This window comes from Streptacidiphilus sp. BW17 (genome assembly GCF_041262485.1).
In the GTDB taxonomy this organism is placed as follows: Bacteria; Actinomycetota; Actinomycetes; order Streptomycetales; family Streptomycetaceae; genus Streptacidiphilus.
Window position 1 is genome coordinate 86,374 of sequence record NZ_JBGCCR010000005.1, and the last position, 19,037, is coordinate 105,410.

The 19,037-nt window shown below is 72.3% G+C and carries 21 protein-coding genes; 9 read left to right on the forward strand and 12 right to left on the reverse strand.

Annotated elements, in window-relative coordinates:
- The first annotated feature begins 67 nt into the window (after positions 1–67).
- The 5 genes from pip (at position 68) to ABH940_RS08015 (ending at position 5,144) form a co-directional block, all read left to right on the forward strand.
- Positions 68–1,027 carry a prolyl aminopeptidase gene (gene pip, locus ABH940_RS07995; protein WP_370064020.1) on the forward strand — a complete coding sequence of 320 codons (960 nt, stop codon included), beginning with the start codon at positions 68–70 and terminating at the stop codon, positions 1,025–1,027.
- A gap of 88 nt (positions 1,028–1,115) precedes the next feature.
- Positions 1,116–2,039 carry an amidohydrolase family protein gene (locus ABH940_RS08000; RefSeq protein WP_370064022.1) on the forward strand — a complete coding sequence of 308 codons (924 nt, stop codon included), beginning with the start codon at positions 1,116–1,118 and terminating at the stop codon, positions 2,037–2,039.
- A 156-nt stretch (positions 2,040–2,195) separates the two neighbouring features.
- Positions 2,196–2,615 carry a YciI family protein gene (locus ABH940_RS08005; protein WP_370064024.1) on the forward strand — a complete coding sequence of 140 codons (420 nt, stop codon included), beginning with the start codon at positions 2,196–2,198 and terminating at the stop codon, positions 2,613–2,615.
- A complete protein-coding gene (locus ABH940_RS08010) occupies positions 2,615–3,946 on the forward strand; it encodes an RNA polymerase sigma factor (RefSeq protein WP_370104923.1) in 1,332 nt (443 codons plus the stop codon). Before ABH940_RS08005 ends, ABH940_RS08010 begins: the two co-directional genes overlap by 1 nt.
- 88 nt (positions 3,947–4,034) lie before the next feature.
- Entirely contained in the window at positions 4,035–5,144 is a 1,110-nt protein-coding gene (locus tag ABH940_RS08015; RefSeq protein ID WP_370104924.1) for an alpha/beta hydrolase, read from the forward strand.
- Positions 5,145–5,217: 73 nt separating this feature from the next.
- Here the strand turns inward: ABH940_RS08015 and ABH940_RS08020 are convergent, their stop codons facing one another.
- The 8 genes from ABH940_RS08020 to ABH940_RS08055 form a co-directional block, all read right to left on the reverse strand.
- The gene (locus tag ABH940_RS08020) at positions 5,218–6,567 is read right to left on the reverse strand and encodes a zinc ribbon domain-containing protein (RefSeq protein WP_370104925.1); all 1,350 of its coding nucleotides are present in this window, start codon (positions 6,565–6,567) and stop codon (positions 5,218–5,220) included.
- 3 nt (positions 6,568–6,570) lie between these two features.
- Positions 6,571–7,119 carry a phage tail protein gene (locus ABH940_RS08025; protein ID WP_370064033.1) on the reverse strand — a complete coding sequence of 183 codons (549 nt, stop codon included), beginning with the start codon at positions 7,117–7,119 and terminating at the stop codon, positions 6,571–6,573.
- Positions 7,116–9,089: a putative baseplate assembly protein gene (locus ABH940_RS08030; RefSeq protein ID WP_370104926.1), complete on the reverse strand. Its 1,974-nt coding sequence runs from the start codon at positions 9,087–9,089 to the stop codon at positions 7,116–7,118. Before ABH940_RS08030 ends, ABH940_RS08025 begins: the two co-directional genes overlap by 4 nt.
- Positions 9,089–9,544, reverse strand: a complete 456-nt coding sequence (locus ABH940_RS08035; RefSeq protein ID WP_370064037.1) for a GPW/gp25 family protein — start codon at positions 9,542–9,544, stop codon at positions 9,089–9,091. The genes ABH940_RS08030 and ABH940_RS08035 overlap by 1 nt, the downstream gene beginning before the upstream one ends.
- 31 nt (positions 9,545–9,575) lie before the next feature.
- Positions 9,576–11,453 (reverse strand): VgrG-related protein, encoded by a 1,878-nt coding sequence (locus tag ABH940_RS08040; protein ID WP_370064039.1) that lies wholly within the window; start codon positions 11,451–11,453, stop codon positions 9,576–9,578.
- Positions 11,453–12,172 carry a LysM peptidoglycan-binding domain-containing protein gene (locus tag ABH940_RS08045; protein WP_370064041.1) on the reverse strand — a complete coding sequence of 240 codons (720 nt, stop codon included), beginning with the start codon at positions 12,170–12,172 and terminating at the stop codon, positions 11,453–11,455. Before ABH940_RS08045 ends, ABH940_RS08040 begins: the two co-directional genes overlap by 1 nt.
- A complete protein-coding gene (locus ABH940_RS08050; RefSeq protein WP_370064043.1) occupies positions 12,173–12,610 on the reverse strand; it encodes a phage tail protein in 438 nt (145 codons plus the stop codon).
- Between the two features lie 78 nt (positions 12,611–12,688).
- On the reverse strand, positions 12,689–13,267 hold the full coding sequence (locus ABH940_RS08055) for a hypothetical protein (RefSeq protein WP_370104927.1): 579 nt from the start codon (positions 13,265–13,267) through the stop codon (positions 12,689–12,691).
- Between the two features lie 76 nt (positions 13,268–13,343).
- On the opposite strand from ABH940_RS08055, the gene ABH940_RS08060 reads away from it, so the two are divergent.
- From ABH940_RS08060 to ABH940_RS08075, 4 genes are all read left to right on the forward strand, one after another.
- Positions 13,344–13,580, forward strand: coding sequence for a hypothetical protein (locus ABH940_RS08060; RefSeq protein ID WP_370064047.1), 237 nt, complete (start codon positions 13,344–13,346; stop codon positions 13,578–13,580).
- A gap of 246 nt (positions 13,581–13,826) precedes the next feature.
- Positions 13,827–14,201: a hypothetical protein gene (locus ABH940_RS08065; RefSeq protein WP_370104928.1), complete on the forward strand. Its 375-nt coding sequence runs from the start codon at positions 13,827–13,829 to the stop codon at positions 14,199–14,201.
- 183 nt (positions 14,202–14,384) lie between these two features.
- Complete coding sequence (locus ABH940_RS08070) at positions 14,385–14,675, forward strand: hypothetical protein (protein ID WP_370064051.1); 291 nt, start codon at positions 14,385–14,387, stop codon at positions 14,673–14,675.
- Between the two features lie 516 nt (positions 14,676–15,191).
- The gene (locus tag ABH940_RS08075; protein WP_370104929.1) at positions 15,192–15,473 is read left to right on the forward strand and encodes a hypothetical protein; all 282 of its coding nucleotides are present in this window, start codon (positions 15,192–15,194) and stop codon (positions 15,471–15,473) included.
- Between the two features lie 578 nt (positions 15,474–16,051).
- On the opposite strand, the gene ABH940_RS08080 is transcribed toward ABH940_RS08075, so the two are convergent.
- From ABH940_RS08080 to ABH940_RS08095, 4 genes are read right to left on the reverse strand one after another with little or no spacing between them, the layout of a single operon-like run.
- Positions 16,052–16,210, reverse strand: coding sequence for a DUF6760 family protein (locus tag ABH940_RS08080; RefSeq protein WP_196194982.1), 159 nt, complete (start codon positions 16,208–16,210; stop codon positions 16,052–16,054).
- On the reverse strand, positions 16,207–16,704 hold the full coding sequence (locus ABH940_RS08085) for a hypothetical protein (protein ID WP_370064056.1): 498 nt from the start codon (positions 16,702–16,704) through the stop codon (positions 16,207–16,209). The genes ABH940_RS08080 and ABH940_RS08085 overlap by 4 nt, the downstream gene beginning before the upstream one ends.
- On the reverse strand, positions 16,704–17,147 hold the full coding sequence (locus ABH940_RS08090) for a phage tail protein (RefSeq protein ID WP_370064058.1): 444 nt from the start codon (positions 17,145–17,147) through the stop codon (positions 16,704–16,706). Before ABH940_RS08090 ends, ABH940_RS08085 begins: the two co-directional genes overlap by 1 nt.
- 58 nt (positions 17,148–17,205) lie before the next feature.
- Positions 17,206–18,798, reverse strand: coding sequence for a phage tail sheath family protein (locus ABH940_RS08095; protein ID WP_370104930.1), 1,593 nt, complete (start codon positions 18,796–18,798; stop codon positions 17,206–17,208).
- Positions 18,799–19,037: the final 239 nt, after the last annotated feature.

A 19,037-nucleotide genomic window follows, 5' to 3' on the forward strand; every position in this document is an offset into this window, starting at 1 on the left:
ATGGTTGTTGACCCATGGTCAAAAACCAGTAGGAGCAACCATCACACGCTCCCTAGGATGGACGGTCATGGTTGATTTCTATCCTCCGACCGATCCCTACGACAGCGGCTACCTCGACACCGGGGACGGCAACCGCATCTACTACGAGCAACTGGGCAACCCGGACGGCAAGCCGGCCCTGAACGTCCACGGCGGCCCCGGCAGCGGGGCGGCGCGGCGGCCCACGCGGGCCTGGGACCCCGAGTACTACCGCGTCATCCGCTTCGACCAGCGCAACTGCGGCCGCAGTACCCCGCACGCCAGCGACCCGGCGGCGGACATGAGCCTCAACACCACGCAGCACCTCATCGACGACATGGAGCGCCTGCGCCAACACCTCGGCGTCGAGCGGTGGTTGCTCAACGGCGCGTCCTGGGGCTCGACCCTGATCCTGGCCTACGCGCAGCAACACCCGGAGCGGGTCAGCGAGATGGTCATCCAGGCGATCACCACCACGCGCCGGTCCGAGACCGACTGGCTCTACCGGGGCGCCGGGCTCTTCCAGCCCGAAGCCTGGGACCGGTTCCGTGACGGCGTCCCCGAGGACGAGCGGGACGGCGACCTGCTCGCCGCCTACGCCCGGCTGATGGAGAACCCGGACCGCGCGGTCCGCGCCAAGGCCGCCGCCGACTGGCTCGCCTGGGAGGACGCCGTCATCTCCAACGAGCCCAACGGCGTGCCCGGCATGTACAGCGACCGCGAGGTCGACGCGCAGATCGCGTTCGTCCGGATCTGCGCGCACTACTTCAGCAACGGCGCCTGGCTGGAGGAGGACCAACTCCTGCGCAACGCCCACAAGCTGGCCGGGATCCCGACCGTCCTGATCCACGGCCGCCACGACATGGGCTGCCCGCCGCAGACCGCCTGGGAGTTGGCGAAGTGCTGGCCCGACGTCCGCCTCCACATCGGCGAGGACGCCGGCCACGTGGGCGGCGAGGTGCTGGGGCAGATCGTCCGGACGGCCATCGAGGACTTCAAGAACCGCTGACCGCTGACGGCTGACCGGCGCCCGTTCGACGGCACAGCACGGCCGGCCGGGTGGACGCGCGGGGGGTCCGCGGGCGATCGTGAGCGCCATGAACGATCACCACACGTCGCCGCCGGCGCAGGCGGGCCCCGCGGCCGAGGCCGAGGCCGACGAGGTCCGCCGGTTCTGGCGTGGCCTCGGGTTGCCCGGACTGGTCGACGTGCACACCCACTTCATGCCCGAACGCGTCCTGCACAAGGTCTGGGACTACTTCGACACTCAGGGGCCGCTGATCGGCGGCATGGAGTGGCCGATCACCTACCGGCAGGAGGAGGCGGAGCGGAGCGCCGTTCTCCGGGCGTTCGGCGTGCGGGCGTTCACCTCGATGCTCTACCCGCACAAGCCCGGCATGGCCCGCTGGCTGAACGACTGGGCCGCCGACTTCGCCGAGCGCACCCCCGGATGCCTGCACACCGCGACGCTCTTCCCCGAGCCGGGTGTCGAGGCGTACGTCCGCGAGGCCGTCGACGCGGGTGCGCGCGTCTTCAAGGCACACGTGCAGGTGGGGGCGTACGACCCGGCCGACGAGCTGCTGCGACCCGCCTGGGGGCTGCTCGCCGAGGCCCGGATCCCCGTGGTGATCCACTGCGGCTCCGGGCCCGCGCCCGGCAAGCACACCGGCCCTGAGCCGATCGCGCGGGTGCTGGCGCGCCATCCGGAGCTGCGGCTGGTCGTCGCGCACCTCGGCATGCCCGAGTACGAGGACTTCCTCGGCCTCGCCGAGCGGTACGGGCAGGTCCGGCTGGACACCACGATGGCGTTCACCGACTTCGCCGAGGGATTCATGCCCTTTCCGCGCCGGGCGCTGCCGCGGCTGGCCGATCTCGGCGAGCGCGTCCTGCTCGGCTCCGACTTCCCCAACATCCCCTACCCGTACGTCCACCAGCTCCACGCCCTGGAACGGCTGGGCCTCGGCCAGGAGTGGCTGCGGGCCGTGTGCCACGACAACGCGGCGCGGCTGTTCGGGCTGTGATCGCCAACGCGGTCGCGGACGTGATCGCGGACGTGAACGCGGACATGATCGCGATCGGGGAGAAAATTCTCCGTCGGCTGTGTCGATCCGCTGCGACGCCGTTCGACCTGGGGTAGAGAGGGTCGGAAGGCGACCCCCGATGCCCAGGAGGCCGGAATGGCGAAGTACATGCTGATCATGCGCAACACCGACGAGTCCCTCGCGAAGATGATGGAGACGCCGTTCGAGCAGATGCTGGAGACCGTGGGCCGCTTCAACGAGGAGCTGATCCGGGCCGGCGTGCTGCTCGCCGCCGAGGGGCTGGACGATCCGGGCCAGGGCGTCGTCGTCGACTACAGCGGCGAGACGCCGATCGTCACCGACGGTCCCTACGGGGAGACGAAGGAGCTGTTCGGCGGCTTCTACCTGATCGACGTGGCCTCGAAGGAGGAGGCGGTGGAGTGGGCCCGGCGGATGCCGGCCATCGCCGGGTCGCGGTGCGAGATCCGCCGGGTTCCGGCGATCGACGAGTTCCCGCAGGACAACGAGTGGATCGTCAAGGAGCGGGCCTGGCGCGAGCGGACCGGCCAGCTCTGATGGCCGCAGCTGCGGACGGCCCGCTCGACGGCCCGCCGCGCGGGGAGGCGCCCCGCGCGGAGGCAGCGCGGCGGGCCGTCGAGGCGGTGTGGCGGATGGAGTCGGCGCGGATCGTCGGCGCGCTGGCCCGGTACACCGGGCAGTTCGAGCTGGCCGAGGACGTCGCACAGGAGGCGGTCGCCGAGGCCCTGGTCGGCTGGGCCCGCGACGGCGTGCCCGCCAACCCGGTGGGCTGGCTGCTGACCGCCGCCCGGCGGCGTGCCGTCGACAGCTTCCGCCGCCGCTCCGCACGCGACGAGCGGTACGCGCTGCTGGCCAACCCCCTCGCCGAGGGCGAGGCGAGTTCGGGCGCGGTGCAGCCGCCGGAGCGGCCGGACGACCTGCCGTTCGACCCGGACCGGGTCGACGACGACGTGCTGGCGTTGATGTTCGTCGCCTGTCACCCGGTGCTCTCGCCGGAGGCGCGGGTGGCGTTGACGCTCCGCGCCGTGGGCGGTCTGACGAGCGAGGAGATCGCGCGGGCCTTCCTTACGCCGGTGCCGACCGTGCAGGCGCGGATCACCCGGGCGAAGAAGACCATCGCCGCCGCCGGCGTGCCGTTCGCACTGCCTCCCGCCGAGGAACGGCGGGAAAGGCTCGGCGGGTTGCTGAGCGTGCTCTACGTCATCTTCAGCGAAGGGTCGACCGCGACCAGCGGCGACGCCCTGCTCCGCCCGGATCTGGCCAGGGAGGCCACCCGGCTCTCCCGCATGCTGGCCGCGCTGCTCCCCGACGAACCGGAGGTGCACGGCGAGCTCGCGCTGTTCGAGCTCACCGCCGCGCGCTTCCCCGCGCGCACCGGGCCGGACGGGGAGGCGGTCCTGCTGGAGGACCAGGACCGCCGGCTGTGGGACCGCGCGGCGATCCGCCGCGGGATCGCGGCGCTCGCGCGGGCCCGGGCCGCCGGGCGGGGTCTCGGACCGTACGGGCTGCAGGCCGCCATCGCCGGCTGCCACGCGTCGGCGCCCTCGGTGGCGCAGACGGACTGGGACCGGATCGTGCTGCTCTACGAGGCACTCGGCCGGGTCGCGCCGTCACCGATGGTGGAGCTCAACCGGGCCGTCGCCGTCGCCATGGCGACGGGCCCGCAGGAGGCGCTCGACCTGGTCGACGACCTGGCCGCCTCCGGACGCCTCGCGGGGTTGCACCTGCTGCCGACCGTCCGCGGCGAACTGCTGACCCGTCTGGGCCGCACCACCGAGGCCCGCGCCGAGCTCGAACTCGCCGCCCGCCTCTGCGGCAACACCCGGGAACGCGCGGTGCTGCTCCGTAAGGCGGGCGCGCTGCCGTGAGAACGGACCTGCGGCAGGATCTGATCTGACGTCGCGTCAGAGCTCAAAGCGCTTGCCGGGCACCGGCGATCACTCCCATGCTGTCGGTATGTTCACCTACGATGTCGACCCGCAGGCGGTGGTCATCGAGCGGGCCGCCCAGTTCGCGGCGTGCGGGATTCCGAAAGCCACGATCGCCCGGGCGCGGGACGCGATCGACGACATGTGGGGCACGGGGGAAACCGGCTGGACGCCGGTGTGGGGACGCGAGGCCGAGCGCGCCGCGGCACGCGGGAGGCTGGTGCAGGCGTCGCTGTACTGGGGTGCCGCGAGGTTCCCCACGCTCGCCACGCCCGCCCGGATCCAGGCCCACGAGCGGCAGTTGGAGTGCTACCTCGCCGCGTCGCACCGGTTTCCCGTGCGCTTCCACCGGCAGGTCGACGACGTCCCGACGCCGCTGCACCTCTACCGGCGGCGGGTCGCCCCACGGCCGGGGATCCTGGTGCTGTCGGGCGGGGCCGACACCTGGAAGATGGACCTGCACCGGCTCGCGGTGACGACGGCCCTCGCCACGGGTCTGCTGGTGGTCACGCTCGACATGCCCGGCACGGGCGAGTCGCGCATTCCGCTGGCGCCGGACTCCGACCGCGTGTACGCCGAGGTCATCGCGCTGCTGCGGGCCCGCTACGGATTCCCGGTCGGGATCATGGCGTTCAGCTTCAGCGGCCTGTGGGCGGCTCGGCTCGCCCTGCTCGGCGAGGTCGACGCGGCCGTCGCGATCGGCGCGCCGACGGGCGCGGCGGACGAGCCCGTCGACGTGCTGAAGCTGCCGTACGGCATGGCCGGCATCATCGGCAACGCCCTCGGCATGACCGCACTGGCGGAGCCCAAGGCGGTGCCCGACCTGGTCGCCCGGTTCTCGCTCCGGGAGCTGCTCGACCGGCCCGGCGGCAGTCCCCTGCTGGCCGTCAACGGCGAGCGCGACCAGTACATCCCCCTCGGCGACCTCACCGGCCTCGCCGGGCGACCGGACACCACGGTCTGGGCCCTCCGGGATGCGACCCACTGCGCGCCGGAGCGGTTCCCGCTCCTCGCACCGGCCCTGTGGTCGTGGCTGACAGCCCGTCTGCTCCCCGGCGCGCAGCGGTCGCCGCTGAAAGCGGTCGGCACGCTGCCGGTCCGTCCGTGGCTACGGCCGGTGACGACCGCCAGTTTCTGACGTTCCATCAGCAAAGTACAAGGGCACGGGACTTCCACAAGTCCCGTGCCCTGCATACCGCCTGGAGAAGTGCTTACGAGCCGCCGCCGTGCGAGCGGCCGAAGAACTCGATCTCGGCGATCGCGACCTGCTTGGTGGGAGAGGCGTTGTAGGCCGACTCGATGGTGAAACGCACCGAGACGACGTTGTCGTAGCGCAGCGGGAGGGTCTGCGGGCCGACGTTCGGGTTCAGGGTCAGCAGGGTCGTCTGGACCTTGCCGTTCGAGTCGGTGACGGTCGCCTGCAGGGTCTGCGGGAGCGCGGAGCTGTCGAGGTCGGACGCGTTGGTGGACACACCCGGGGAGATGATCACGTCGAGCAGGTTCTCCGGCTGGTCGAACCCGGCCTGGATCCACCGGCCCGCGTCGTCACCCGTGAAACCGGGGCCCCACCAGGTGTTGTTGTGCTCGTCGAACGCCAACTCCGGCCCGTGCTGCGGGTAGGAGTTGGACGCGCTGATCTTCGACGTGTCCGGCGGGATGAGGGAACGCGAGGCGAAGTGGTCGCCGACCGCCTGCGCCATCGAGCCGCCGTTGACCGCGAGCGTGATGACGGCGGCGACCACGGCCGCCGCGACCACCCAGCGGATGACCTGGCTCCAGTTGCTCCGCAGGCGCGGGCGTTCCCCGGCCCACGGGTTGCGGCGCGGGCCGAAACCCGGCAGGCGGCGCCACCAGGCGAGCTTGGGCGGGTCCTCCGGACGCCCCTCCATCGTCATGGCGCAGCGGCGGCAGAAGTGCCGGTCCGGCCGGTTGGCGGTGCCGCACCAGGGACACGGCACGCCGCCCTCGTCGCCGAGTTCGGCCCCGGGGGCCTGCACGGTCGGCCGCGCGGCGACCGGGCGTCCCGGCAGCACTGGGGCGATGGAGGGTGCGACCTCCTGCTGCTGCGCGTCGGCCACGGGCACCAGCAGGGCGCGGGCCCGCGCGGTCGCCGCGTCCTCGCCGTCGGATGCGGTGGACGCGGCGGATGCGGTGGACGCGGCGGCTGCCGGTGCGGCAGCAGTCGCGGGCGGCAGGGGCTCGGTCGGCGTCTCGTCGGGGGACGCCTCGCGCGCCGCAGGAACCGTAGTCTCGGCGGCAGATGACGGTACGTCACCAGAGCGTTCGGGGGCAGCTTCGGCCGGAGCCGAGGCGGTGCTGTCGGGCTTCGCAGGCGCCTCGGCCGGCGCGGCAGGAGTCGCGCCCGCACCGGACGCGGCGTCACTGCTCTTGCTGCTGCTGTTACTACGGCTACTGCTACTGCTCCGCGACGAACTGCTCGACGTCCAGGTGAGGACGGCGCCGCAGCCGTCGCAGAAGGACTGGCCCGGGGTGGGCGGAGTGCCGCACTCGGGGCAGGCCTGCGGCCCGGTCCCGGCCGCGTCGGCGTTCTGGCTGGTCACCTGTCAGTTCCTTTCCAGCGCGGTCACCTGGACCGTGTAAGGCATGTGTGCGGGGCGCGCGGCGGAGACCAGGGCCTCCAGCCGGTGCTGGTCGATCGGGGTGGGGCTGGGCAGCGCCAGGGTGACGTGCAGCCGGGGGCGGCGCTCACCCGGGACGGGGCCGAGCGGGCGGGCGCTCCACTCCGCTCCGCCGCTCTCGGTGATCACCGGCTCCCGGCCGAACGCGAGGCGTACCGCCTCGGCGAGGCCGCGGCGGGTGCCGCGGATGCGGTGCAGGCGCGCGGCGGCGGCGACGGCCGCGCGCAGCAGCGCCTCCTCCTCGGTGCCGTCGACCTCGGCGCCGACCCACTCGGCCAGCCAGCGGACGAAGTCCTCCGGGGCCAACGCCGGGCTGAAGTAGGCCTCCAGGCAGTCGAGGACGTTGTGCAGCGGGGCCAGCACCTCGTCGAGCCCGGCGACGAAGCGCTGCGCCAGCTCGTCCTCGGCGAAGACGGCGGGCAGCATCGCGCCGAGCGGCGCGGAGGAGCCGAGCCCGTCGACGGAACCTCTCACGACTGCTCCCCCGCGCCCATGCCGCCGATGACGCGAACCCGGTGGTCGAAGGAGAAGACCAGGGACGGCGCCTCGAGGTCGATCCGGTCGGTGGCGTCGCCGCGCTTGCCGGTCAGCGGATCGGCCGGGTGGAGCAGCACCTGGTCGACGAGCTCGACGCCGGGCACCCGCTGCAGCACGGCGAAGATCTCACCGGACTGCACCGGGCGGCCGAAGGGCCAGCCGGTCCCCAGCGCGCCGCCCACCAGCGGGTCGAGGTGGCGGTAGAGCGCGTCGTGGACCTGCCGCCGGACCCGGTCGGTGTCGGCGCCGCGGAAGGCGTGCAGCGTGGCGACGACGGTGACGCCCTGGTAGTAGGGCGGGCCGACGGCCAGCCGGGTGCCGATCAGCCGCCGCTCGTCCAGGTAGTGCGTGATCCGCTCCAACAGCGCGTCCGCCGGGACGAGTTGCTCGAAGCGGAGCCGACCGCCGAGGTCAGGCACCGCGTGCGGGACGACCAGGACCCGGACCGCGTGGGCGCCGTGCTGGTCGGGCTCGCCCTCCAGGCAGGTGATGCGGGCGGTCTCCGGTGCGGCGCGGCGGGCCAGCTCCTCGTAGTCGCGCAGGGTCACCGCACGGTCCTGGGCTCGCAGCGTGATGGGGGCGCGGGTCTTCGCCTCCTCGACCGTCTCGCCGTCGACGCCGCCGGTGGCGGCCTCGCGGTTGACCACCTCGGAGACATAGGGCACCGAGCTGCGCAGCACCTGGATCGCGCCGCGCGCGACGTTGCCGGACCGTCCGCCACCGGTGCGGTACCGCCAGGCCCGGATGGCCGCGCCCTTGGGCGGCACCGCGCCGTACTGGCGCAGGCCGCCGTCGCTCTCGCGGACGGCGGTGCCGAAGGCGATCTCGCCGGTAGCGGCGTCGAGGGTGAAGTGGCGGTCGTCGGGGCCGGAGGCGGCGAAGTGGGCGACGGCCTCCCAGTCGGCCCAGCCGTCGACGTCACCGACCTGCAGGTGCAGCGGCGGGATGTCGCCGACGACGGGGGCGTGGGCGAGCCGCAGCCGCTGTCCGGGCAGGCCGGTGGACTCGCCCAGCTGCTCGTCGCGGACCGTCTCGGCGTGCACGGAGCCGGTGGTGCCGCCGATGGTGAAGGCCTCGGCCTGACGCACGGTCGGCGAGGTGGTGTAGAAGGGCTGGTTGGGCTGGGGCTCGACGACCCGGCAGCGGATCCAGCCGGCCTCCTGACGCCCGGTCCGGGACTTCACATGGCCTCCGGGGATGTGAAGCACGACCTCGCCGGGGCGGTTGAGGCCACCGGTGCCGTCGCGGTCGACCTCGCACTCGGTCCAGCCGTCCTCCGTCCAGGCCTCCCAGACCAGCGGGGGCTGCCGGGGGTCGACGCCGACACCGTCGACGCGGCTGTCCAGGGTGAGCGCCACCGCGCAGTGCGGGACGGCGTTGCTGAGCCCGATCATCATGCTGTCGCCGGGCCGGGGCGACTCGGTGAAGCACATCACGTCCTTGTGCTCGGCCAGGTCCGAGGTGCGGTCGACGGTCGGCTCGCCCTGCTGCTGCACCACCAGGTACGCCAAGGCGCAGGGGACGACGGTGAGTTCGCGCTCGGTGGCGAAGACCACCGCCTCCTCGCTCTCGGTGCGGGCGGTGGCGGTCTCGGTGCCGATCGGCAGTCGCACCGGCTCGTCCAGCGGCGCGGAGAGCCAGAAGGTGACCTGGGCGCGCGCCGCGGAGGGCGGGAACAGGGTGATGCCGATCAGGTCGAGGAAGGCCAGGTGGTTCTTCTCCGGCACGCGGTTGAGCCGGTAGACGATCTGGTCCGCCATGTGGGCGACCGTCTCGACGAGGGTGACGCCGGGATCGGACACGTTGTGGTCGGTCCACTCCGGGGCGCGCTGCTGGATGTAGCGCTTGGCGTCGTCGACGAACTGCTGGAAGCGGCGGTCGTCGAGGTTGGGAGAGGGCAGTGCCATCAGCGGTCGCTTTCGGTGGACGGGCGCGGCGTGCGCGGTTCCGGGGAGTCGCCGGCCGGTTCGTCGTGGTCGGGGATGACGTAGAAGGGGAAGACCAGGCTGCGCGGGTTGTTGGTGCCGCGGATCGAGTAGCGGACGTCGATGTAGAGCACCGCCTGGTCGTCCCCGGCGGTCACCTCGACGTCCTCGACCTCGATGCGCGGCTCCCAGCGGTCCAGCGTGACGAAGACCTCGTGCTGGATCCGGCCCGCGGTGGCCTCGTTGACGGGGGCGAAGACCATGTCGTGGATGGCGCAGCCGAATTCGGGCCGCATCGGCCGCTCCCCCGGCGCGGTGGCCAGGACCAGCCGCATCGCCTCCTCGATCTCGCGTTCCCCGCTGACCAGGGCGATGCCACCGGTGGGGCTGATCCGCATCGGGAACGCCCAACCGCTGCCGACAAACTGTTCTGCCATCAGATCGCCTGCCCCCAGGTCCTGTTCACCATCAGACCACCGGCAATCCGTTGGCGGTGACCACGCCGACCATGGCGACGTTGACGCCGGCGATGTCCACGTTCAGCGGCGAGGTGAGCGCCAGCGACGCCTCGCCGGCGAGCACGGCCGCGCCGATCGCGTTCAACTCCAGTGCGCCGAGCGCGTTCACCGCGACCGCCGTGCCCCGGACGCTGACCGCGCCCATCGACTCGATGCTGACCACGCCCCCGGCCTTGACCGTCAGGTCGGCGCCCGCCTCCAGCGACAGGCTCGCGCCCGCCTTGACGGAGACCGAGGTGCCGCCCTTGATGCTGACGCTGCCCGTGCTGTCGACGGTGATCTCGGTCTGGGTGCGGTCCAGGTTGATCGTCAGCTGGTCGTCGCCGGTCTTCAGCCGCACGCCGCGCTTGGTCCCGAGGCGCTGGTCGAGCAGGTCGAGCCGGTTGCCGCTGCGGTCGGCCAGGGTGCGCCGGACGCTCTTGCCGCTGGTGCCGTCGTAGGGCTGGACGTCGTTCCGGCCGGGCTGGTCCTTGCCGTTGTAGAGGCCGCCGATGACGTAGGGGTGGTCCAGCGCGCCGCGGTCGAAGGCGACCAGCACTTCGTCCTCGACGTCGAAGCCGATCAGCCCGCCGCCGTTCACGCCGCCGAACTGCATGCTGCGGGTCCAGTCGCTGACGTAGGTGTCGTCCAGCCAGGGGAAACGCAGCTTGACCCGGCCCTGCTTGAGCGGGTCCTTGATGTCGGTGACCACCGCGTTGGCCACGCCGGGCAGCCGGGGCGCGCCGCCGCTGCCGCCCGAGGCGAGACCGTAGAGGGACCGCCACTGGCGGCCGCTGACGGTCAGTTGGACCTCGTAGTGGCGGCTGTCGCCGAAGCTGTGGCGGGCGCCGGTCACGGTGTACTTGCCCTCGAAGGGCTCCCCCACCGCACCGAGCGCGATGGGAACGCCCGGCCGCAGCTTGGGGTTGCCCCGGACGGTCACCTCCAGCTCAGCGAAGGAGGCGGTGATGTCGTCGGCCAGCGAGCCTGCGGCGTTCTTCACCTCCGCCTGGGTGTCGAACGGGATGTCGGTCTCGACGCGCGTGGCCTCGCCGAAGGCGGCGACGGCGGCGGCCGGGGTGGTGCCGATGACGATGGCCGGGTTGTCGACCGCGGGCTCCTGGCTGACCAGGTCCTTCTTCGCCGTCACGTCCCAGCCCCGGGCCACGGCCTCGGAGACCTGGTCGGCGGAGGTCACGGCGGCCCGGCAGCGCAGGATGTCCTTGAACGCCTTGAGGGTCAGCGGGCTGGTGTCGCTGTTCGGGGAGGGAGCACCGGCGGCGGACTCCCGCTTGACGAACTGGAAGGTGCCGCGCGCGCTGAGCGACATCACCATGTCGTTCTCGTCCGCCAGGCGGCTGAGGAAGTCCCAGTCGGTGACGTTGGCCTGGGTGATGAAGTCGTAGACCGTGGTGGTGGCGTGGATGCTGCCGACCGGCACGCTGTCCTTGGCGCAGAGCCGCCGGGCGATGTCGGAGGCGGTCATGTTGCGGTACGCCTGCACCCGGCGCTGCCGCAGCATCCGGTGGCCGAGGTCGTAGCCGCGGATCACGGTGAAGCTGCCGGTGTTGTCGTAGTCGCTCTCCATGGCGGTGATCTCGCCGGTGAGCAGCGGCGACGCGGCGCCCTGGCCGTCGGAGACCGGCGCCAGCACCACCTTGCTGCCCAGCTTGGCGCCGGTCTGGCTCAGCACCAGCCGCTCGTGGTCGCGGAAGGTCAGCTCGAACGCGCCGGGCACCCCGGCGGCGAAGTCGATCCAACCCGCGACCAGATGGCGGGCCACGGCGTCGGTCAGCTTGGTGCCGCCGATCTCGACGTGGAGGACGTTGGAGTAACTGAACTCGGGCATCAGCGGCCCACCTCTTCCGCAGCGGGCAGCATCAGCGCGGCGCCGGGGCTCAGCTGGGCGGGGTCGTCGATGCCGTTGGCCTCGGCGATGGCCCGCCAGGCGGTGGCGTCCCCGTACTCGCGCCAGGCCAGGGACTGCAGCGAGTCGCCGGCGACCACCCGGTGCACCCGCCGGGCGGTGAGCGCGCCGGAGGTGGGGTTCTGACCCGGCGTCTGCCCCGGCACCTCGCGCAGCTGCAGCCGGCAGGTGGCGCGGATCGGCACCCCGGTGGTGCTGAACAGGGTGTAGGTCGCGTCGACCGAGGTGACGTACGCGTTGAAGCGGGCCGTGGAGAAGGCCCCCCACTGGAAGATCACCCACGGCGTGGACGGCTTGTTGGCCGCGATGCTGGACGCCGTCGTCTCGCAGCAGGAGAAGAGCGACTCGACGTTCTTGCGCACGTCGGTGCTGTCCGGGGTCTGCGAACGGTCCAGGAAGATCTCGACCGACAGCTCGCGCGGATCCGGCCCCATGTACTCGGGGACCGGGCCGTCGTGGTGGCCGGGCGTGGTGGTGGACTTCCAGGTGGCCCGGCGGCTGATCTGCAGCTGCGAAGGGTTGAAGTCGAAGCTGAAGTTGCTGATCACCCCGCCGGGCGAGGTGCCGCCGCCGAGAGGCGGCTCGTGTATCGCGATCGTCGCCCGGACCAGGCTCTTGCCTGCTCCTCCGGTGCCCGCCATCTACGCCGCCCCCGCATCCGTGAAGCCGTGGTGGGTGATCTCCAGCATCTCGGTGGCCACCGCCGGGCTCTCCGGGTTCAGCGACGGCCCGCGCCAGTTCACCGGCAGCACGTCGATCAGGCCCCACCGGGCGACCAGCGAACCGTCCGCCCGCAGCGCGGCGATCTGCGCCGTCGGCCGCTGGATGCCGGTGGTGATCGAGCTGATCCAGGCCGCGACCTTGGACGTGTCGGGCGTCAGCGGACGGGTCAGCGTGATGTTGGAGAACGTCACCCGTGACGGCAGCTGCCAGACGAAGCCGTTGTTGCCGCCTTCCTGGTGCTGGTGGATCTCCACCGAGGAGGCCAGGCCCTCGCAGGTGTTGAAGGTGCCCAGGCTCTCACCGTCGATGGTGAGGTGGAAGAAGATGGTTGAGCCTGGGTCTTGTTCCTGGGGCATCGAATGCTGCCTTCCTGCGGGCGGATCGGGTGGTGCGGTCAGCGGCTCTGTCTGTCAGCGACTCTGGGAGCTCTGTGGCTAGCGGCGGTTGTCGCGGAGTCGGCCGGAGCGCTCCCGGTCGAACCTCAACTCCATGCGCAACAGCCGTGTCAGCGGGCCGATCAGACGGTGCGTCAACTCGTCCACCTGGCTCTCCTTGAGCATACGGGGATCGAACGCCTCGGTGATCTGCTGGGGATCGATCGAGGTGTACGGGGGCGGGAGGTCGACGGTGGGCGGCGCGGTGTACGACTGCGGCAGGGCCGGATCGCGCTTGGTGCGGGAACCGGACGCCGTGTCGGCCTTGGCCGTGACGGGAGAGACCCGCGGCGCGGCGGTCCGGGGCGGGGAGATCAGCGAGAGCAGCGCGTTGTTCGCTGACCGGGCCGGAGGCCCCTGCGGCGTCCGCTGCACGGGCAGCGGTGCGGGCGGTGCGGGCGGTCCGGACGGCGCGGACTGCGGTGCACGCGACACGGACTGCGGCACCGGCGGAGCGGTGACGGGCGACGCGAGCGACACCGGGCGGACGGGCGCGGGCCTGGACAGCGCGGGCGACGCGACGTGGGCTGCCGGGGTGTGGACCGCGGGTGCGGGGGCTGCTGCTGCGCGCTGAACCACGTTCGACGCAGGGGCTGCCGCGCTGTGCAGTCGCTGCGGAGCGGTGGGGCGGCGGACAGCGGCAGGTTGTGCGGCGATGGCTTCCGTACTCCGCGCCGACGTCACCGGCGTTGTCCTCGACGTCGACTCCGGCTCCGGCTCGCTGCGCAGCGGCACTGCCTTCGACGCGTTCAGCCGCTGCACGGCGACGGATCCGGGCACGTCCGACCTCCGCTCTACGGCACGCGCCGGGGTCAACGGCCGGACGGCAGATGGCGTGGCAGCCGGGGCGACAGCCTCTGCCGTCGACTCATTGGCGGGCATCGGCAGTTGAGCGGCGGCGCCTGCTCGCCCGCCCATCGCCAGCCGCTGCACCGGCAGCGCTCCGCCATCCGAAGCCCTCGCCACCGCCTGTGCCAACCGCTGGACGGGCGCCACGCGCGGGACGTCGGGAGTCACCGCAGGCGACGCGTCGGCCGTGGCCACCCCGGAGGGGGTCGCCAACGGGCCAGTGGGCGCAGAGGCAGGACCGCCCACGGCGTTGCCTTCGCTCAACCGCTGCACGGCCACGGCCCGCGGGGTGGCATCCGCCGACGGCAGGGTCGGGGTTGGGGTCGTCGCGGTCGGGGTCGCGGTGGTGATCGGAGTCGAAAGCGTTGATGGAGCATCAGCTATCGACCGCTGCACCGGAGACGTCTGCGATGCCGCCCGCCCGGCAGCCGCGACCGGGGACGACGCCGGGGCAACAGCCGCGGCCCTGCTCGGCGCGGCCGGAACCGGAGCTCCCGCCCCGCTCGTCGGCTTCACCGCCGTCGACCGTTGCACCGGCCCGCCGGTCAGGGGGGTCGTACTCGTGGGCGGCGCGGTCATCGGCGCGCCGAGCAGTGAACGCCGCCGCTGCACGGACGCTGATGTGGCGTCAGACGCGGACGTCGCACGGCCTTCGGACGCCTGAACCTCACGTCGGCTGGGCTCCCCCAGCCCCGCTTCCCGGCGCTGCACGGAGGCTGGGCCAGAAGCCAAAGTCGAAGTCGGTGTCGAAGCCGGAGCCAGGCTCGAAGCCGGGGTCGGCGGAGTAGGCACCTCCGCGGGACCACTGACGCGTCGCTGGACCGGCAGATCCTGCGTGGGCACAGGCGTGGCACCGAGAGGAGCCGAAGGCCTGGCCGCCCCACCAACCGGCCGCGAGGGCCCGGCCGTTGAGCGCTGTACGGGGGCAGGACCGGGCGCGCCGGCGGGCTGCGAGGCGGCATTCGACGCCGAGGGCGCGGGCGCGGACTTCCCCGCCTCTTGCCGCATCGGCGGGGCCGGAACGTCACTCTTCGGATCGGGACGCAGCGCCTCGCCGACGCTCCGCTGCACAGGCGCGGCGGGCGCGGCGGGCGCGGCAGTCGCAGGCGAGGACGCCGAACGCTCCATGGCCCGCTGAACCGGGGTCGGAGCTGGCTCCGGCGTCGGGGCCTGCTTCTTCGATGCGACCGGAAGCACAGCATCGGAGATCGACACCGAAGCTGACGCTGCGTCAGCACTCGGCGTCGTCGCGCGCTGGATCGGAGCAACAGGCGCGGTCGTCGTCGCGTCGGTCGCGCCGGTGCGCGGCGGCGCGCCGGGCGACGCGGGACGCGGCGAGGAAGCAGCCGCCGAACGCTGAACCGGCGCAGCGGAAGCAGCCGGGGAGGACGCCATCGTAGGACGGTCCGATCCTGGGGCCGTCGCACGCCGGCTCGGAGTGCCAGGCGCGGTTGGCGCCGCTGAGCGCGCAGGCGCATCGGACGACGCCGCAGGAGGAGTTGGGACCGCCGCACCGCCGGGCGTCTCGCTCGTCGGCCGCGCCGTCGCACGCTGGACGGGAGCCGTGAGAGGAGCAGCGACAGGGGCCGCAGCGGACGGCAAGGGAGATGACGGCGATGGCGAAGTCGACGCCCGGACATCAGCAGCCGGGCGCGTGACCCGCTGGATCGGAGCGGCCGTCGCCGTCGGCAGCTGCGACGACTCGGGCCGAACCGACACCGGCCGCTCCGAAACTGGCCGCTCCGGCACCGAGTGCGTCGAGGTCGGCCGCGTCGACTGGAGCGGTACCGGGTCCGAGTCGGCGGCAGGCGGCTCCGAGGGCGCAACCGGGACAGGCGCAGCCGCCGGAGCGGAAGTCCGAGCAGCAGCACGGGCCAGCACCGCAGCCGGTACGGGCCTGGGCGCAGGAGCCGTCGCCGGAAGCACCCGCCGCTGAACGGGCGGGGTGGCGCGGGTCAGCGGAACCGCACGAGTGGCAGGCGCCGGACTCGGGCGTGCCGGGGCGACGCGCGGGCCGGTCGGGCGAGCGGCGGAGACGACGCGCTGGACGGTGAGGCCCAGAGCAGCACCGCCCCCTGCCTCACCCACCGACCCGCCAACGGGATCGACCGGATCGGCCGAGGCCACCGGCAGTTCGAGTGCGGGCGCGCCCAACGACTCACGCCCGCCCCCCGAGCCGGTCCCGACCGGCGTCAGCACATCCCGGACCACGCCGGTAGGTGCACCGTCGAGGACGGCGTGCGAGAGCGTCCCCATGAAGGTGGGGTTCTGCCAGGTGGCCAGCGACCGCGAGAAGTCGGACGCGGCCACCGCCGGCTGCGACGGCCCGGCGCTGGCGCGCTGGATCGGCGGCAGCGCCGCCCACCCACGCGGCGCGGCAGCAGCCTCCGGCGCGGACGCGGGCGTCGACTGGGCCGGAACCGCAGTCGGCTCCGTACCCGCAGGCTCCGCACCCGCAGTCGGCGCCGCGCCCCGGAATCGGTCTAGGAATCCCATGGCTGAGCTCCGCCCCCGTTACCGTTCCGCCGCGGCGCGGGTGACGAGCGAGGCGATCTGCTCGGCGTACCGGCGACGGTCGCGGTGTTCGAGGTCCAGGATGTCCTCCAGGCTCCAATGGAAGTGGTAGGCGATGTACGCGATCTCTTCGTCAATGCGTTCGGTCGCGTACGTCACGATTCCCCCAGGCGGCTCCCGCCGAGCTCCACCTCGAAGGGCTGCTCGCAGTGCGGGCAGGTCACCCCGGCCCGGGTGTGGCCCTCCGCGTTGATCTGGCGGTAGAAGTCCTGGAGGAAGGCGAGGTCGGAGGCGAACATGTTCTCCACCACGCCGTCGTGGATGTGCGCGACGGTGCCCAGCCGGGTGATCACCCGGGCGAGCAGCACGACGGACAGGTACGCGGGGTTGTCCTGGACCCGCACGTCGCGCAGCGGGATGAGCTCGTCCCTGGCGGTCGCCAGGCGCATCACGCCCTCGCGGTGGACGTTGCCCTGCTCGTCCACGTAGCCACGCGGCAGCTCGAAGGTGAACTCCGTGCGCAACTGCCGCCGCACGGGCGCGGGTTCGGCGGCCGGGGCCGCCGGCACCGCGAAAGCGGAACCGGCGGACTCGGCGGCATCGGGTCCGGCGACGGCAGGGCCGCCGGACCTGGTGGCGGAGCTGCGGCGCATTACTCCATGATCATTTCTTCGTAGGTGATGGTGACGGTCTCGGTCAGCGCGGACGCCTCGCCGGCCTTGACCGTGCTCGCCGACACCTTGCTGCACCAGGCGTTGCGCAGGTGGTAGCGCTTCACCGGGTTGTTCATGTAGTCCATGACGATGATGCTGGCGTTCTTGCGGGCAGAGCCCATGTCGCCGCGGACGGAGGCGTTGATCCAGTCGTTGAAGGCCGTGGACTGGGTCATGCCGCGCACGACCGTCGCCTCGCCCGCGCGCTTGATGCCGGGCAGCTTCTTGGTGACGGGCTGGCCGTTGGCCGAGACCTGCTGGAACTCGATGACGTCCTGGTTCATGTCCAGGCCGTTGACCTCCTGCAGGTACTCGACCATGACGCCGTCGATCTGGAGGCCGAAGTTGTGCGATGTGAGCGAATCGCCGGGCTGAAGGCTCATGCCTGGTGTTCCTTACTTCTGCTCGAACTGGTCGTGGCTCGCGAAAGGGGAGAGGAGGCTACTCCTCCAACTCACCTGCACCGCTGGAGAACTGCGCCAGCCGGAAGATCACGAACTCGGCCGGCTTCACCGGGGAGACGCCGATCTCGCAGATGACCCGGCCGAGGTCCACGGACTCCGCCGGGTTGGTCTCCGCGTCGCACTTGACGTAGTAGGCGTCGTCCGGCGTGGCGCCGAACAGGGCGCCGCTGCGCCACTCGGTGACCAGGAAGGCGGAGATGTTGCGCCGGATCCGGGCCCACAGGGCCTGGTCGTTCGGCTCGAAGACCACCCACTGGGTACCGGTGAGGATGGACTCCTCAAGGTAGTTGAAGTACCGGCGGACGTTCAGGTAGCGCCACGCCGGGTCCGAGGAGAGGGTGCGCGCACCCCAGATGCGGATGCCACGGCCGGGGAAGGCCCGGATGCAGTTGATGCCGTGCGGGTTGAGCAGGTCCTGCTCGCCGCGGGTGATCTGCATCTCCAGGTCCACCGCGCCGCGCACGACCTCGTTGGCGGGGGCCTTGTGGACGCCGCGCTCGGCGTCGTTGCGGGCCCAGATGCCGGCCACGTGACCGCTCGGCGGGATCATCCGGGTCTGCGCGCTGGCCGGGTCGAAGACCTTGACCCAGGGGTAGTACAGGGCGGCGTACTTGGAGTCGTAGCCGGCCGTCTCCTGGCGCCAGACCAGGATCTGACGCGCGTTCAGGCCGGGCGGCGGGTCGATGATCGCCAGCCGGTCGCCCATCAGCTCGCAGTGCGCGATCAGCGCGAGCTGGACGGCCTTGACGGACTCCAGGTCGATCGCGCCGCGCTGGTAGGCGGCCATCAGGTCGGGGACGGAGACCATGGAGATCTCGTCCACGGCCTCCAGGCCGCCGAAGCCGGTGCGGTCGGCCGAGTCGCCCACGTACTCGCGGACGCCGACCTGCTCGCCCTCGTCCACCGGGACCGGAACCGACGCCGGGGCGGCGGACGGCGCGGGCAGCGCGACGGTCTGGTTCTCCGGACGGGCCAGCTGCCCGGCAGGGGCGGCCTCCGCCACGGAGATCAGCTTGGAGCGTTCCTTGACCTGGGTGACGACGTAGTTGCGGCCACCCTTCTTCGCCGACACGTCGAAGGTCTCGACGGACTTCTCGCCGTCCTTGACCACCAGGCGGAAGCGATCGGCAGGACCGTCGCCCTCGGCGTCGGCGACCTCGACCGTGAGGCCGCCCTGGCCGGCGGCGATGGCGGAGACCTTGAAGGTGCCGAGCTCCTTGGCCTCACCGGGCAGCAGTGCGGCGCGGGCGGTGCCACCGGCGAGGGCGGCCGGGGCAGCGGCAGCCGCACCCGAGACGCCGCCGGCCACGCCACCGACGCGCACCACGTAGGCGGCGCTGCCGCCGTTGTTGAAGAACCCGTAGACCGCGTGTGCCAGGTAGTAGCCGTCGGTGAACTCACCGAAGGAAGCGACGTACTGCGACCAGTTGGTCACCAACGTCGGCTCGTTGACAGGGCCGTTCGGCGCAAGACCGACGAACGCGGCCACCGACGTGCCCACTCCCTCGATGGGGCGCGAGCCGCTGGCGACCTCCTCCACGTAGACGCCTGGCGACAGGTACGACGGCATGCTGAGCGCTCCTCGCAGTACAAGACAGGACTACGCCAACTCTCCTTGCTGGTGGGCGTTCCGGAAACGCCTCCAGGGGCCTGCCCCAGGGCACCGCTGATGCCCTGGTCGATGCATCAACGGGCAGCTCCCGGCAGCGGTCGGCGGCTGCGGCGACTCCCGGACTGCGGGCCGGTGGCGCAGAGGTTATCGGCGCATGCCATGTTGGCGCACGCCCGATATGCCGGTTTCCGCGCCGG

Coding starts and splice junctions, on each gene's coding strand:
- pip (WP_370064020.1), top strand. CDS start 68: ATGGTTGATTTCTATCCTCCGACCGATCCCTACGACAGCGGCTACCTC.
- ABH940_RS08000 (WP_370064022.1), top strand. CDS start 1,116: ATGAACGATCACCACACGTCGCCGCCGGCGCAGGCGGGCCCCGCGGCC.
- ABH940_RS08005 (WP_370064024.1), top strand. CDS start 2,196: ATGGCGAAGTACATGCTGATCATGCGCAACACCGACGAGTCCCTCGCG.
- ABH940_RS08010 (WP_370104923.1), top strand. CDS start 2,615: ATGGCCGCAGCTGCGGACGGCCCGCTCGACGGCCCGCCGCGCGGGGAG.
- ABH940_RS08015 (WP_370104924.1), top strand. CDS start 4,035: ATGTTCACCTACGATGTCGACCCGCAGGCGGTGGTCATCGAGCGGGCC.
- ABH940_RS08030 (WP_370104926.1), bottom strand. CDS start 9,089: ATGGCACTGCCCTCTCCCAACCTCGACGACCGCCGCTTCCAGCAGTTC.
- ABH940_RS08035 (WP_370064037.1), bottom strand. CDS start 9,544: ATGGCAGAACAGTTTGTCGGCAGCGGTTGGGCGTTCCCGATGCGGATC.
- ABH940_RS08040 (WP_370064039.1), bottom strand. CDS start 11,453: ATGCCCGAGTTCAGTTACTCCAACGTCCTCCACGTCGAGATCGGCGGC.
- ABH940_RS08045 (WP_370064041.1), bottom strand. CDS start 12,172: ATGGCGGGCACCGGAGGAGCAGGCAAGAGCCTGGTCCGGGCGACGATC.
- ABH940_RS08050 (WP_370064043.1), bottom strand. CDS start 12,610: ATGCCCCAGGAACAAGACCCAGGCTCAACCATCTTCTTCCACCTCACC.
- ABH940_RS08060 (WP_370064047.1), top strand. CDS start 13,344: ATGGCTTCCGTACTCCGCGCCGACGTCACCGGCGTTGTCCTCGACGTC.
- ABH940_RS08085 (WP_370064056.1), bottom strand. CDS start 16,704: ATGCGCCGCAGCTCCGCCACCAGGTCCGGCGGCCCTGCCGTCGCCGGA.
- ABH940_RS08090 (WP_370064058.1), bottom strand. CDS start 17,147: ATGAGCCTTCAGCCCGGCGATTCGCTCACATCGCACAACTTCGGCCTC.
- ABH940_RS08095 (WP_370104930.1), bottom strand. CDS start 18,798: ATGCCGTCGTACCTGTCGCCAGGCGTCTACGTGGAGGAGGTCGCCAGC.